The sequence below is a fragment of the Variovorax sp. GW821-FHT09D05 genome (assembly GCF_059416325.1).
Window position 1 is genome coordinate 1 of the sequence record NZ_JBWKOZ010000020.1, and the last position, 14133, is coordinate 14133.

The following is a 14133-nucleotide window of genomic DNA, read 5'->3' on the forward strand; positions in this document are numbered from 1 at the left end:
GCGAAATAAAGGAGGAGGCCGAAGGCCGGGGGACATTCGCGGAGCAAGGTACCCCGTCGGCGTGATCGCGCCCCAAACAAGAGCGATGGCTCATCTCAAGGCCGCACAGACATTGCATGGTGAAAGATGTTGTTCGGGTCATACCGACGCTTCACCTTCCGCAGGAAGTCATAGAGCCCCTGGTCGCCGTAGTAGAGCTGCGACCAGAAGGGGTAGGCCAGCATGTCGCTGTCCGGGTAATTGATGTAGCAGCCCTCGTAGCGCTCGCCGGGGTAGGGCGTGCCGGCGTAACGCTCGGGCACGTCGGGTGTGCCGTACACGTCGCGGAAGAAATCACCGATCCAGCGCAGATGCCCGGCATCGTCCTTCGCATCGCGCCAGTAGGTCTGGTACTGCAGCTTCATGATCGAAGCGCGCTGCGGCACCGCCGTGTCGGCGATGCGCTCGGGCTTGTTGACGGCGCCGCCGTACGAATCCACCTGCACCAGCGACTGGCTGAGATCGACGCCCGGTATCACGCGCGTCAGGTGCGTGTAGATGCGCTGCGCCTCGCGGGTGCTGAAGTTCTGCTTCATGTAGGCCGACTTGTATTTGCCGCGCTGGTTGTCGCCCGAGCCGTTGAGGTACTGCGTGGCCGTGAGCCAGTCGTAGCGTGTCACCGTGTGCGGCTTGGAGCACAGCAACTGCCCCGCGTCGCGTTGCGGGGCCGGGCCCACGCCCGGCGGCCGGCCCTTGGCGGGCACCGGCGCGCAGGCGCGAAAGCGATCGAGGAATTCGTTGAGCACCGTCAGGTCGTTGCAGGTGCCGTCGGGGTTGCAGAACTGCGTCAGCATCACGATCTGGCCCGACGAGCGATGCGTGAGCTTGAGCAGCGAGAACATGCCCCAGGTGTCCGGCGACTTGCCGCGGGTCGCCCAGTATTCGCCGTAGGTGGAGAGCAAGGTGGCAAAGCGCTCGGGCGTCATGGTGGCCCAGTCGAAGGCGACCACCGCCAGCGCAACCTCGCGCGGCGCGGGCGGCAGGGTGTCGAACACGTAGCTGGTAATCGCGCCGAAGTTGCCGCCGCCCGCGCCGCGACAGGCGCGGAACAGATCGGGCTCGCGGCGCGCATCCACGGTGCGCGGCATCACCTTGCCGCGGGAGTCCACCGTGAGGATGTCTACCGCCGAAAGCCAATCGACCGTCAGCCCCTGCAGGCGCGACAGCAGGCCGTAGCCGCCGCCGCAGATGTGCCCGCCCGCGCCGACCGAGTAGCAAGAGCCGCCGGGCAGCGTGACGTTGCTGCGCTTGTACAGGTCGAGGTATTCGTTCCAGTTCTGCGTGCCGGGGCCGACACGGTAGCGCCCGTCGCCGCTGGTGGGGCTCGCCTGGTTGAGCAGGCTCAGGTCGAGGATCGCGCCGTCGGGGTTGTTGGAGACGAAGTCTTCATAACAATGCCCACCACTGCGCAACGTGGGCCGAAGGCCTGCATCGACGATGCGCTGCAGGGCGGCGGCCGCATCGCCGGCGTTCTCCGCCAGTTCGATGCGCGAAGCGGCGTCTGACTCCGTTGCAGGCCATCGCAGGTTGAAACCCTTTTTCAGGGTGTTGTAGCGAGCATCCTGGCGTGTCACGGTGATGGTCATGGGCACTTTCTGATGGTCGTCTTGCGACGGTGAGCGGGAAGCAGGCGCCTGAAATGAAAGACTTTTTCTTAATTTCCTTGATTTGACGAAAATATCGCGCTACGCCGCCTATATTGACGTCAATTATTGGATTGTTTGAAAGATATTTTCATAAGGACAACCCCGAATCGGTGCTCCTCAAAGTCAGGGGCCGCGGTACCGGCACTGCGTCGTATCCAGTTGAATATGACCCCACGACCCCTAAAGTTCTAACGCTCCCGGCAAAAATCGGTCAAACTGACGCACTCACCGGCCGTCGAATTCCGACTTGGAGCAAAGATGGACAAGGACGCTGAAGGCCTTGGCGCCGATTTCGAGCTGTGGCAGCAGCTCACTGACGACTACGAAGCAGCATTGGGCGCACTGGCCCGGGGTGAGCCGGGTGCGCGGGAGCGAGTGCTCCGGTTGTCTCTGGCGCTGCGGCAATTGCATCCGGACCTGTCCCCCGTCGACGACAACAGCTAGGACAGAAGCTCGCATTCAGCCGCGCGTCGTTTCCGTTTCCTCTTCTTCTCCCTCCGCCTGCGCCTGGAACATCCGCGTGAAGTCGCAGCATTCCTGCGCCAGCATCACGATGGACGAGGTGAGCGCGCTGCGATGCTCGCCCTTGTGCATCGCCACGTAGCGCACCACGGGCAAGGCTGGCGTCACGTCGATCACCGTAAGCATCCCCGCCGCCACCAGCGGCTGCAGGCACTCGCGCGGCAGGTAGCTCACGCCCAGCCCCGACACGGTGAGCCCGGTCAGCGCGACCAGGTTGCTCACCACGATCACGTTGGCGGGCTGTACGCCTTGCTCTTTCATCCATGCGTCGTAGGCGCGGCCCGTGCCGGAGTTGTTGCCCTGCACCAGCATGCGATGGCGCGCCAGTTCGTGCAGTCGCACGGTGCCGCCGGCCGGCACCACGCCGGGCTTGCACATCCACGCGCTCTTCACCTGGCCGATGACCTTGTGCGGCAGGCGCGAGTCGGCAAAGGTGTCGGGCACGATGACCAGGTCGAGCTCGTCGGCCAGCAGCTTGTCGCGCAGCTGCAGGCTGTCGTCCACGTCGGGCTCGAGGATCACCTTGGGATAGTGCTGCTGGATGAGGCCCACCAGCCGCGGCAGCCACGTCATCGCGGTGAGCTCGGTCACGCCCAGGCGGATGCGGCGCTCCACCACACCGGGCTTGCCGAACTGCTCGACGGCGGCGTCGCGCTGCTCCAGCAGCTTCCGGGCGAGCACGAACATCTCTTCGCCCTTCTCGGTGAGCCGCGCGGCGCGCTGGCTGCGGTCGAACAGCTCGGTGTCGAACAGCTGCTCCAGCTCGTGCACCCGCTTGGAGATGGCCGACTGCGAGGTGTTGAGCTGGTTGGCCGCCTGCGCGAAGCCGCCGAGCCGGGCGATCCAGTACAGGGCTTCGAGTTGCTTGAAGGTCATCACGGTGCGTTGCTCCTGTGAAGGCTGACTGAAAGAACGCTTTTATTCATGCGATTCGATCACAAAAAATCGCTTTTAGAAATTCATTGCGAGGCAGAAGATTCGCCAAAACCACCGCGTTCGACCAACGTCATCGACTCTTCAAGGAACTCTCCATGGACTTCAAGAAACTGCCCCTCGCGCTCGGACTTGTCTTTGCCTTCACCTGCGGCGCCGCCAGTGCCCAGGACGGCGGCACGCTGCAGAAGATCAAGGAGAGCGGCACGATCCAGATCGGCGCGCGCGACAGCCAGATCCCGTTCTCGTACAAGCTCAGCGCCGACAGCGCGCCCATCGGCTTCACCAACGACATCTGCCTGAAGATCGTCGACGCCGTGAAGGCCAAGCTGGGCCTGGCCAAGATCGAGGTGCGCTACACCATGCTCAACTCGACCAACCGCATTCCGCTGCTGCAGAACGGCACCGTCGACCTCGACTGCGCCACCACCACAAACACCACGCAGCGCCAGCAGCAGGTCGACTTCGCGCCCAGCCACTTCGTTACCAACATCACTGCCGCGGTGAAGAAGGCTTCGGGCATCAATGCACTGGGCGACCTCAACGGCAAGAACGTGGCCACCGTCTCGGGCAGCACCTCGATCCAGCTGCTGCGCGGCGCGCGCAAGAGCGGCACCATCGAAGTGAACGAGATCGCCGGCAAGGACACCTCCGACGGCTTCCTGCTGCTGTCCACCGGCCGCGCCGACGCCTATGTGCTCGACGACGTGCAGCTCGCCGGCATGATCGCCAGCGCGACCAACCCGGGCGACTACAAGATCCTGAAGGAATCGCTGCGCCAGGAGCCCTACGGGATCATGCTGCGCAAGGACGACCCGCAGTTCAAGGCACTCGTCGACGAGACCGTCACGGGCCTGATGAAGTCGGGCGCCATCGAGCAGCTCTACACCAAGTGGTTCATGTCGCCGATCCCGCCGAAGAACGCGAACCTCAACTTCCCGATGACGGATGCGGTGCGCGAGATCTACAAGAACCCGAACAACAAGGGCGTCTGAGCGATGACTCTCCAGCTTCCTGATCTCGACCGCGGCCAGGCCTTTTCCGATGCGCTGATGCGCGAGGTGAAAGCACGCTTCCTGCAGGTCGACCATGACCACCACGGCCGTGAGCGCCTGTACTTCGACAACGCCGGCGGCTCGTTCCGCCTCAAGGCCGCGGTCGAGCGCTTCGCGCAGGTCGATGCCATTCCCGACAACGCCGAGCGCATCCACGCCACGGCCGTCGAGCTGCAGAACATCCAGGCCAAGGGCAGCGCCGACCTGCGCACCATCCTCAACGCCACGGGCGGCAGCGTGTACGCCTCGTTCAGCGCCTCGGGCGCCATGTTCGACATGGTGCGCGCCGTCGCGGAGAACGTGCCGGGCACGAACATGGTCACCACCGTGCTCGAACACCCGTCGGCCTTCGACGCGATGAGCCTCTACGCCCAGCGCCTCGGCCGCGAGCTGCGCGTGGCGCAGAGCAACCCCGTCACCGGCGGTGTGGACGTGGAAGAGATCGTGCGGCTGGTCGACAAGGACACCTGCCTGCTCAACGTGATCTACGCGTCGAACATCTCCGGCGCCAAGCTCGACATGGCCGAAATCGTGCGCCACGCGCGCGAGATCAAGCCCGACCTGTACATCCTGGTGGACGCCGTGCAGCATGCGCCGCACGGCCTCATCGACCTGCAGAAGACGCCGGTGGACGGCATCAACCTCGCGCCCTACAAGTTCTTCGGCTGCCGGGGCTCGGGGCTGTCGTGGGTGTCCGAGCGCGCGGCCGTGCTGCCGCACCACAAGCTGGCGGGCAAGAAGCCCGACTACTGGGACCTGGGCAGCGCGGCGCCGTGGCAGTTCGCGGTGCTCACGGAAATCGTCGACTACGTTTGCTGGCTGGGCGGCCACTTCAGCGACGCCACCGACCGGCGCGCACTGTTCATCGCCGGCATCACGCACATCGAACTGCACGAGCGCGCGCTGCTGGCACTGCTGCTCGACGGCAACGCGAACACCACCGGCATGCGGGAGATGAAGGGCGTCAACGTCTTCCTCGACCACGAAGACCTGACGAAGCGCGACCTGATCCTGGGCATCGGCTTCGACCGTATCGACTGCACGCAGGCGGTGGTCGAGTACGGCAAGCGCGGCGTGACCGTCTACGAGCGTGTGGCGACCAGCATCTACTCGAAGCGAATGCTCGAATCCTTCGGGCTCGCGGGCACCGTTCGGGTGTCGCCGCTGCATTGCAATTCCGTCGCCGACATCGAGAAATTCCTGCGCATTACCCAGGAAATAGCCACCGACATCTGACTGTCACAAACCGTCATATTCGGTAGTTAGCATGTTTCTCTACCCCCGTTCACAGGGGGAGAGGAGCATGAGATTTGGAAATCCGCAAGCTGATCGCACCAGCGCTGGCCGTCGTCCTGCTGGCCGCGGTCGGGTCCGGCGTCTGGTATTCGAACACCCGCCTGCACGATGAATCGGCCACCGCCGCCGCCGCGCGCATCGAGCAGCAGAAACAGGTCACGCTGCGGGGCCTGATCGGCTCCGAAAAAGAAACCTTCTTTGCCGACCCGCGCGTGCAGAAGGCGCTGGCCGCGCAGGGCATCACCGTCACCGTCGAGAAGGCCGGCTCGCGTGCCATTGCCAGCCGCTACGACGCCACCAAGTTCGACTTCGGCTTTCCCTCGGGCGCGCCCGCTGCGGCGCAGCTCAAGACGCTCGCCAAGGCGCCGAACGTCTTCAACCCGTTCTACACGCCCATCGTGCTGGCCAGCTGGCGGCCGATTGCCGAGATCCTCGTGGCCAACGGCATCGCGCAGAAGCAGGGCGACTTCTACTACGTGGTCGACCTGCCGGGCCTGATGGCCATGATCGAGAAGGGCACGCGCTGGAAGGAGCTCAAGGCCAGCAGCGCGTTTTCCACCAGCAAGTCGCTGCTCATCAACTCGACCGACGTACGCACCTCCAACTCGGCGGCGATGTACCTTGCGCTCGCGAGCTACCTCGCCAACAGCCAGCAGATCGTGCAGAGCCAGGAAGACGTGGACCGCGTCATGCCCGTGGTTGCACCGCTCTTCCTGCGCCAGGGCTTCCAGGAGCAATCGTCGGCCGGGCCGTTCGAAGACTATCTCGCGCTCGGCATGGGCAAGGCGCCGCTGCTGGTGGCCTACGAGTCGCAAATGATCGAGTTCTGGCTGAAGAACCCCGACCGCCTCAAGAGCGACATGGTGCTGCTCTACTCCAAGCCCACCGTCTATTCGAAGCACGTGCTGGTGCCCTACACGCCCGGCGGCGCGCGGCTCGGAGCGGCGCTGGAGAACGACCCGGCCCTGCGCGAGCTGGCGCACGAATACGGCTACCGCACCGGCGGCGACGCCAAGGGCCCCGAAACCTGGGCCGCGCGCGGCGTGAAGGTGCCCGACGTGCTGGTCGACGTGATCGACCCGCCGAGCTTCGAGTGGCTCGAGCGAATGACCACGGGCATCGAAGCCCGCTTCAAGTGAACGACCGAACGACTGAACCAAGGAACGCATTCATGAACGCGCCTGTCACCGCAACCACCACCGCAACGGCCCCCGCGCCCATCGACCTGCAGCCGCCGCAGGCCTTCACGCTCGAACCGCCCGCGCCCGTTGCCCTGGTGCCGGTCGAGTCGGCCAGCGGCAAGGTGCGCCTGAAGCCCGAGGACGTGGCCGAGCTCGACGCGCAGGTGGCGCGCTTCATCGACGACATCACCGCGCACGACAGCCAGCATCCGCAGTTCAAGGAAGCCGTGGAGCGCATCCACTCGATGGGCAACAAGGACATCGAGGCCTCTGCATCGGTCTCCAACCGCATGCTCGACCGGCCCGTGGGTTCGCTGCGCAACGGGCTGTTCGACAAGGGCGCGCAGATCGGCCAGTCGCTGATCGACCTGCGCCACCAGGTGGAAGACCTCGACCCCTCGAAGCAGGGCGACCTGTTCTCGGCGCGCAAGCTGCTCGGCATCATTCCGCTGGGCAACAAGCTGCTCGCTTACTTCGAGCGCTACCAGTCGTCGCAGACGCATCTGAACGCCATCATCGAATCGCTCAAGCGCGGCAAGGACGAGCTGCTGCGCGACAACACCGCCATCGAACAGGAAAAGGTCAACCTCTGGACGCTGATGGAGCGGCTCGAGAAATACGTGCACATCGGCAAGGCCCTCGACGGCCAGCTCGACGCCAAGGCCCGCGCGCTGGAAACTACCGACCCCGAGAAGGCCCGCGTGATCCGCGAGGAAATGCTGTTCTATTCGCGCCAGAAGGTCACCGACCTGCTCACGCAGCTCGCGGTGAACATCCAGGGCTACCTCGCGCTGGACATGATCCGCAAGAACAACCTGGAGCTGATGAAGGGCGTGGACCGCGCCACCACCACCACCGTGGCCGCGCTGCGCACCGCAGTGATCGTCGCGCAGGCGCTGTCCAACCAGAAGCTGGTGCTCGACCAGATCAGCGCGCTCAATGCCACCACCGGCAACCTCATTGCCAGCACCAGCGAGATGCTGCGCGACCAGAGCAGTGCCATCCACCAGCAGGCGGCCTCCAGCACCATCGAGATCGCCAAGCTGCAGCAGGCCTTCGCCAACATCTACCAGACCATGGACACGATTGCCGACTTCAAGAGCAAGGCGCTCGACTCCATGCAGACCACGGTGGACACGCTGACGAATGAAGTCGCGAAGAGCCGCACTTATCTCGACCGCGTGCGCCGCCAGGAAACGACAGAGGCGCTGCAGTCGCCGCGCGGCGAGGTCGCGCTGTGAGCCTGCTGACCCGGCTGCTAGCTCTGACGGCTGTGGTGCTGGGCCTCGCGGCCTGTGGCAAGGAAGAGCCGCCACAGGCGATGAACGCCGCGCCGGCCGCGCAAGCCACCGCGACCTTCACCATCCTCGCGGGCTCCGAACTCAAGGACCTCGAAGCCCCTATCGTCGCCGCCGCGAAGGTGGCCGGCGTGGACGTGAAGCTCTCGTACGCCGGCACGCTCGATATCGTCGAGCGCATCAACGCCGGCGAGCGCTTCGACGCGATCCTGCCGCCCAACGGTGCGTATCCCGCGCTCGCGCTGCAGACCAAGCCGCTGGCGCGCGACAAGCTCTTCTATTCGCGCATCGCGCTCGGCGTGAAGAGCGCCAAGGCCGCGCAGCTCGGGTGGAACAAGAAACCGCCAGGCTGGGCCGAAATTGCGAAGGCCGCAGGCGCCGGCCAACTGCGCTACGGCATGACCAACGCCACCAGCTCCAACACCGGCATGAGCGCGCTGTTCGCCGTGGCCTCCGCGCTCGCGGGCAAGACCGAAGACCTGACCGCGCAAGACGTGGACGAGAAAACGCTGAAGGCCTTTCTCTCCGGCCAGAAGCTCACCGCCGGCAGCTCGGGCTGGCTGGCCGATGCCTACATCAAGGACCCGTCGGCCATCGACGCGATGGTCAACTACGAAGCCGTGATCCTGCGTGCCAACGAGAAGCTGCCCGCCGCCGACCAGCTCACGCTGATCTACCCGCGCGACGGCATGATCTCGGCCGACTACCCGCTGATGCTGCTCAACGCCGACAAGCGCGAGGCCTACACCCAGCTCGTGGCTACGCTGAAGGCCGCGCCGTTCCAGCGCGATGCACTCTCGACTGCCTTTCTGCGCCCCGCCAACCCCGAGGTTGCCGCCGCCGGCGCCTTGCCTACCGCCGCCGTGGCCGAGCTGGGCTTTCCCAACCGGCTGGAGGTGATCGACGCGGTGCTCGGCACCTACCAGTCGAAATGGCGCAAACCCGCCACATCGATCTTCGTGCTCGACCTCAGCGGCTCGATGGCGGGCAAACGGCTGGCGTCGATGCGCGAGGCGCTCAAGTTGCTGTCGGGTGCTGACGAAGCCACCACCGCCAGCGCCCGCTACAGCGCCTTCCAGAGCCGCGAGCGCGTGGTGCTGATCACTTTCTCCACCGAGGTGCAGGAGCCGGTGTGGGTGCGCTTCGATGCCGACCGGATCGATGCGGCCCGCGCCACGCTGCGCGAGCAGGCCGACGCGATGACGGCCAACGGCGGCACGGCCATCTATTCGGCACTCGCCGTCGCTGAAGAAGTGGCGCGCAAGGAACAGCAGCGCGAACCCGACCGCTTCGTGAGCATCGTGCTGCTGACCGATGGCGAGAACAACGCGGGCCTGAAGCCGCGCGAGTTCCGCGAGCGCTATGCCGCGGGCGGCCTGCCTGCGCGCATCTTCCCCATTCTCTTCGGCGAGGCCAACGTGAGCGAGATGCAGGAGATCGCGCAGCTCTCTGGCGGGCGCGAGTTCGACGGCCGCAAGCTGCAGCTGGGGCAGGTGTTCAAGGAAATCCGGGGCTACCAGTGATGCCGGAGCGCTCGCTCAAACTGCGCGCGCTGCTGTTTCTCTACGGCAACGGCAACATCCTCGGCTGCGCGCTGGCGCTGCTGGGGCCGGCACTGCTGTTTGCCGGCGTCATCGACACCGGGTGGCTGCTGATCACCGTCGGCCTGTACGTGGCCGGCTGGCTGCTGGGCCGCAGGGCACCCGAACTCGAACGCCGCATCGAAGACAGCCTCAGCGTCGAGCAGACGCTGGAGCGCCTCGACCGCGTGGTCGCGCAGGCGCAGCCGCACCTCACCGAAGACATGCGCAAGAGCCTGGACAACGTGCGCGGCTCGGTGGGCGAGGTGCTGCCGCGCCTCGTCGGTACGGGCTCGCACGGCGACGACCTGTTCACCGTGCGCGAGACCGTGCTGCGCTACCTGCCCGAAACGCTCGCCAACTACGTCGCGCTGCCGCCGGCCTTTCGCATCACGCATGCGGTGAAGGACGGCAAGACCGCGCGCCAACTGCTTGGCGAACAGCTGGGCCTGCTCGATGCAAAGCTGCGCGAGATCGTCGCCAACGTCGCTTCGAGCGATGCGGCCGCGCTGGTGGCCAACGGGCAGTTTCTTGAAAAGAAGTTTCGCCAGCCGGACTTTCTGGCGGGCTGAAGCGCTCTTTCAGAACGGGTAGTGCCGCGGCGTCGTCTGCACCGTGATCCAGCGCAGTTCCGTGAAGGCCTCCACGCCGGCCCGGCCGCCGAAGCGCCCGTAGCCCGATGCCTTGACACCGCCGAAGGGCATCTGCGCCTCGTCGTGCACCGTGGGGCCGTTGACGTGGCAGATGCCGGACTCGATGCGCTGCGCCACGTTCCACGCACGCGCCACGTCGCGGCCGAACACGGCCGATGAAAGGCCGAACTCGTTGTCGTTGGCAATGGCCACGGCTTCTTCCACGCCGCTCGCGCGCACCACCGCCTTCACCGGCGCGAAGGATTCCTCGTGGTAGATCTCCATTGCGGGCGTCACATGGTCGAGCACGGTGGCGGGCATCAGCGTGTTCTGGGCCTTGCCGCCGCACACCAGCTTCGCGCCCTTGGACAGTGCGTCGTCGATGAGCGCATTGCAGCGTTTCACCGTGCTCATATCGACCACCGAGCCGAGCACCACCGGGCCTTCGCGCGGATCGCCGAGCGGCAGTGCCTGCGCGCGGGCCGCGAACTTCGCGACGAATTCATCGGCCACCGCGTTGTCGACCAGGATGCGCACGGCGCTGGCCCTGCGCAGCAGCAAGCGCCTGCTGCACAGCGCCTTCGCGGACGACGACGAAACGCTGAACGGCTACATCCAGCACCGGCGACTGGCCGCGAGCATCCGCGAACTGCTCGACCCAGCAAACGCGGCAAGGTCGATCACCGACATCGCGCTGGCTTCGGGCTTCGGCAACCTCTCGCACTTCAGCCGAGTGTTCCGCGAGCACACGGGCGGCAGCCCGAGCGAATTCAGGCGGCAGGCGGCGTTGCGCTGATTGACGCAAATACTGCGTCTGCGGTGACGCAGAAAAGCGGCAACTCGGGCCGCAACAAATCAATGTTCGGGTCGATATCATCCTGGGCGGGTGCATCGAAGCAAGCCTGCAGGTCGATGACTTGCATGTTCCGGGGTACCCACATCAACAACGAGAAATTAATTTCCGGGAGGCCGTATGGCAATTCAAATTGACACGGATGGAATGATCATTCACGCGAAAGTCCGCAATGCGCGCAGCCCTGCGATCGAACGCGGTAGACGTACGAGCACGATCACAGGCATCGTTGTGCACCAGACCGATGCGGACACTTCAGCATCCTCGCTGAACAGCTACAAACGCCCAAAGGCCAATGGCGCGCACTTTCTTGTCGACACCGATGGAACTATTTACCAGACCGCCGCGATCTACCAGCGCACGAACCATGTCGGGCCACTGAAGGCGAGGTGCCTGATCACCGGGAAGTGCTCTCCGCGAGACTACCCTGCGGGCGTGAACGCGGTGGATCCGATGCATCGCATCGAGATGCGCAGGGCACCTAGCGACCGGTATCCAGGCAACATGGAGGGCATTGGCATCGAGATGGTGGGCAGGGCCAGACTACCAGCAGGGTTCCAGGTACCACGAAACAACAAACTCTCCACGGATGAATTGAGAGGACGGTACGGTGTATACGACACGCCGACCACCGCCCAGAACCAAGCACTCTCGTGGCTTGTCAAGGCGCTCGAGGACTCCATGCAGATCGCACCGAGCGAGATATTTCGACATCCAGAAGCCAGCAGAAAAAATACGACCGAGGCACAAGGTGCGAATTGGAATCTGGTGGTCCCGACGCCATGAGAAAAGTCATCGTTCTTGCGGTAACGCTGGCTACCGTAGCTATGGCCCTGTCAGTTCACGCGGCAGACAAGCGCTATCCGGCAGCCTTCGTAAAGTCGATCAAGATCGACAACCCGTCGGGGAAAACAGCGTGGGAGAACAAAGATTTTCTAGATTGTCAGGATGTTGTTTTGACCGTCGAAGATGTGTTCTATGCGCTACGTCATATGCGGAGGGTCTCAAAGAGGTCGTATCTCGTGCCGCAGGCGCAAGAAACCGGATGCGAGGGCAGTGCGCTCGTTACATTCAAGAACGGAAAAATCCTCGCTATCGGCATTGAGCCCACGGGGAGAATCAGTACCGCGGAGTTGGACGAGGCGCTTGGGCCCACGACTGATCCCGGAAGCTACTACGACTGCGAACCCTGCAACGATCGCAAGATGGCACTGCTCAAAGATGCTCTCAATCGGGCAGATGAACGGCGCCTCAAGCGACTGGAGGCAGAAGGTCGGATTCCACCAGGTCAGGCGAAACCACGGCTTAAAACTCTGCGGGAAAGCCGCGAGCCCAAGCCACCCCCCAAGAGCTGAAATCCACACGGTTGAACACGCTGCCTCCGACGGCAGGTGATCAAGAAGACCGTGGTGTCCTGTTTTCTGGTTGCACCGCATCGTCGACGCTCCAGGGCGCGTACACCTCGGCATGCAGGTCGGGCGAATTCACCTTCGCGAGCAGATCGCGCACGTCGTCCTTCACGCGCGCCAGCGACAGGCGCAGGCCGCGCACCCGCACGTATGCAGCGAAGTCGCACAGCGCCTCGATGCTCGTCGCGTCGAGGTCGGCCGACTCTTCCAGGCTCAGCACCATGCGCTGCAGCCCCGGCGTCGCGTCGATGCGCGCGCGGATCGATGCGAACACCGCATCCGCATTGCCGAAGAACAGCGGCACATCGGGCCGCGCGATCAGCACGCCCGGCGGCACCACGGCTTCGGGGTGGCGCGCGGTGTCTACAAAGTCGTGGCTCTGCCCAAGCCGGCCGAGCCAGCTCACGGTGGTGCGCGAGAAGCCGCGCAGCAGCAAAAGCAGGCTCACGCCGATGGCAGCCAGCAGCCCGTTGAGCACGCCCAGCAGCAGCACCGCGGCAATCGCCACCAGCGCCACCAGCCGGTCGCGCCGCCACTGGAAGTACGGCCGCAGCGCCGCCGGGCTCAGTGTGTGGCTTACCGCGTGGATCACGATGGCCGCCAGCAGCGGCTCGGGCGTGTGAGCGATCCACGGTAGCAGCGTGAGCACCGCCACCAGCACCACCAGCCCTGCCACGATGCCGGCCGCGCGAGTCTTCGCACCGGCCGATTCGTTGGCCGACGTGGCCGAATAGCCCGCGCCCACCGGCATGCCCTGGAACAGCGCCGACAGCAGATTCGCGCCGCCGAGCGCCAGCAGGTCGCGGTTGGCTGACACGTTGTCGCCATGGCGCATCGCGAAAGTGCGAATCGAGCCGTAAGACTCGGCATAGAGGATCAGCGCCATCGCGAAGGCCAGCCCGCCGAGGCTCTGCCACTGCTCCCGGTCGAGCTGCGGCACGCCCGGGTGCGAGAAGTCGAGCGAGATCGGCCCCACCGCCGCCACACCCCAGGCATGGCACAGGCCGCTCACGTCGAGCACGATGCCGGCCACGATCACCAGCAGGGCAGCCGGCACCGCGCGCCATCGTGCCAGGCCGCGCAGCAGCACCAGCGCGACAAGCGCCATGGCCGCGCCCGCAAGATTCCAGTGCCGCCATTCGGCCACCAGCCCCGCGGCGAGCCGGAAGAAATCGCTGTGCGCCGGCTGCACCGCGAGCACCTTTGGCAACTGCTTGACCACGATGGTGAGCGCCAGCCCCAGTGCGAAGCCGCGCAGCACCGGCTTGGCGATCAGGCTAGACACAGCGCCGAGTCGGGCGATGCCCGCAATCACGAAGAACACCCCGGCCAGCAGCACGATGCCCGCGCCCAACGCCAGCCGCGTGACCGCATCGACACCCGTCACCGACATCGTGGCCGCGAACAGCACCGCGGCGGAAGACGAAGTGGCCGAGACGATCGCGAAGCGGCTGCTGCCGAAGAGGCCGTACACCAGCAGGCCCGCAAACAGCGCGATCACGCCGGCCTGCGGTGGCAGCCCCGCTATGCCCGAATAAGCGACCGCCTCGGGCAGCAGCAGGCCCGCGATGGAGACGCCCGCGACGACGTCGGCAAGGCCGGGGCGGCGTGGGGCGGTCGTGGGCGTGGGCATCGGGGGAGTTTCTGCGGTCATGGGCAAGTTTGTTGTTGTCGCTTCATGCTGGCAAT

14 protein-coding genes and 1 pseudogene are annotated in these 14133 nt (G+C 65.2%); 10 read left to right on the forward strand and 5 right to left on the reverse strand.

Translation table 11 applies throughout. The features are described from left to right. Positions 1-95: 95 nt before the first annotated feature. Entirely contained in the window at positions 96-1625 is a 1530-nt protein-coding gene (locus AC07O3_RS33765) for an FAD-binding oxidoreductase (RefSeq protein WP_495341449.1), read from the reverse strand. Between the two features lie 318 nt (positions 1626-1943). Between AC07O3_RS33765 and AC07O3_RS33770 the strand changes: the two genes are divergently transcribed. Beyond that, the gene (locus AC07O3_RS33770) at positions 1944-2129 is read left to right on the forward strand and encodes a hypothetical protein (protein WP_093048758.1); all 186 of its coding nucleotides are present in this window, start codon (positions 1944-1946) and stop codon (positions 2127-2129) included. Positions 2130-2144: 15 nt separating this feature from the next. Here the strand turns inward: AC07O3_RS33770 and AC07O3_RS33775 are convergent, their stop codons facing one another. Then, complete coding sequence (locus AC07O3_RS33775) at positions 2145-3083, reverse strand: LysR family transcriptional regulator (RefSeq protein WP_093048761.1); 939 nt, start codon at positions 3081-3083, stop codon at positions 2145-2147. 155 nt (positions 3084-3238) lie between these two features. On the opposite strand from AC07O3_RS33775, the gene AC07O3_RS33780 reads away from it, so the two are divergent. The 6 genes from AC07O3_RS33780 (at position 3239) to AC07O3_RS33805 (ending at position 10122) form a co-directional block, all read left to right on the forward strand. Further along, on the forward strand, positions 3239-4135 hold the full coding sequence (locus AC07O3_RS33780) for a transporter substrate-binding domain-containing protein (RefSeq protein ID WP_093048764.1): 897 nt from the start codon (positions 3239-3241) through the stop codon (positions 4133-4135). A gap of 3 nt (positions 4136-4138) precedes the next feature. Then, entirely contained in the window at positions 4139-5431 is a 1293-nt protein-coding gene (locus AC07O3_RS33785; RefSeq protein WP_495341450.1) for an aminotransferase class V-fold PLP-dependent enzyme, read from the forward strand. A 74-nt stretch (positions 5432-5505) separates the two neighbouring features. Then, positions 5506-6630: a hypothetical protein gene (locus AC07O3_RS33790; RefSeq protein WP_495341451.1), complete on the forward strand. Its 1125-nt coding sequence runs from the start codon at positions 5506-5508 to the stop codon at positions 6628-6630. A 32-nt stretch (positions 6631-6662) separates the two neighbouring features. Then, positions 6663-7913 (forward strand): toxic anion resistance protein, encoded by a 1251-nt coding sequence (locus tag AC07O3_RS33795; RefSeq protein ID WP_093172419.1) that lies wholly within the window; start codon positions 6663-6665, stop codon positions 7911-7913. Continuing rightward, positions 7910-9493: a vWA domain-containing protein gene (locus AC07O3_RS33800; RefSeq protein ID WP_495341452.1), complete on the forward strand. Its 1584-nt coding sequence runs from the start codon at positions 7910-7912 to the stop codon at positions 9491-9493. The genes AC07O3_RS33795 and AC07O3_RS33800 overlap by 4 nt, the downstream gene beginning before the upstream one ends. After that, positions 9493-10122 carry a hypothetical protein gene (locus AC07O3_RS33805; RefSeq protein ID WP_354337403.1) on the forward strand — a complete coding sequence of 210 codons (630 nt, stop codon included), beginning with the start codon at positions 9493-9495 and terminating at the stop codon, positions 10120-10122. The genes AC07O3_RS33800 and AC07O3_RS33805 overlap by 1 nt, the downstream gene beginning before the upstream one ends. A 9-nt stretch (positions 10123-10131) precedes the next feature. Here AC07O3_RS33805 and AC07O3_RS33810 read toward each other — a convergent pair. Beyond that, positions 10132-10725, reverse strand: a pseudogene (locus tag AC07O3_RS33810) (aldehyde dehydrogenase family protein); the annotation flags it as partial. On the opposite strand from AC07O3_RS33810, the gene AC07O3_RS33815 reads away from it, so the two are divergent. Further along, on the forward strand, positions 10712-10978 hold the full coding sequence (locus tag AC07O3_RS33815) for a helix-turn-helix transcriptional regulator (protein WP_495341453.1): 267 nt from the start codon (positions 10712-10714) through the stop codon (positions 10976-10978). The pseudogene AC07O3_RS33810 and the gene AC07O3_RS33815 overlap by 14 nt on opposite strands. On the opposite strand, the gene AC07O3_RS33820 is transcribed toward AC07O3_RS33815, so the two are convergent. Next, a complete protein-coding gene (locus AC07O3_RS33820) occupies positions 10953-11105 on the reverse strand; it encodes a hypothetical protein (protein WP_176928691.1) in 153 nt (50 codons plus the stop codon). The two genes, AC07O3_RS33815 and AC07O3_RS33820, sit on opposite strands and share 26 nt — an antisense overlap. Positions 11106-11155: 50 nt before the next feature. Between AC07O3_RS33820 and AC07O3_RS33825 the strand changes: the two genes are divergently transcribed. Together AC07O3_RS33825 and AC07O3_RS33830 are read left to right on the forward strand one after the other, a co-directional pair. Further along, positions 11156-11821, forward strand: a complete 666-nt coding sequence (locus AC07O3_RS33825; protein ID WP_426391685.1) for a peptidoglycan recognition protein family protein — start codon at positions 11156-11158, stop codon at positions 11819-11821. Continuing rightward, positions 11818-12390 carry a hypothetical protein gene (locus AC07O3_RS33830; protein WP_093048784.1) on the forward strand — a complete coding sequence of 191 codons (573 nt, stop codon included), beginning with the start codon at positions 11818-11820 and terminating at the stop codon, positions 12388-12390. The genes AC07O3_RS33825 and AC07O3_RS33830 overlap by 4 nt, the downstream gene beginning before the upstream one ends. A gap of 40 nt (positions 12391-12430) precedes the next feature. Here AC07O3_RS33830 and AC07O3_RS33835 read toward each other — a convergent pair whose 3' ends face one another. Further along, positions 12431-14098 carry a SulP family inorganic anion transporter gene (locus AC07O3_RS33835; protein WP_495341454.1) on the reverse strand — a complete coding sequence of 556 codons (1668 nt, stop codon included), beginning with the start codon at positions 14096-14098 and terminating at the stop codon, positions 12431-12433. Positions 14099-14133 lie beyond the last annotated feature (35 nt).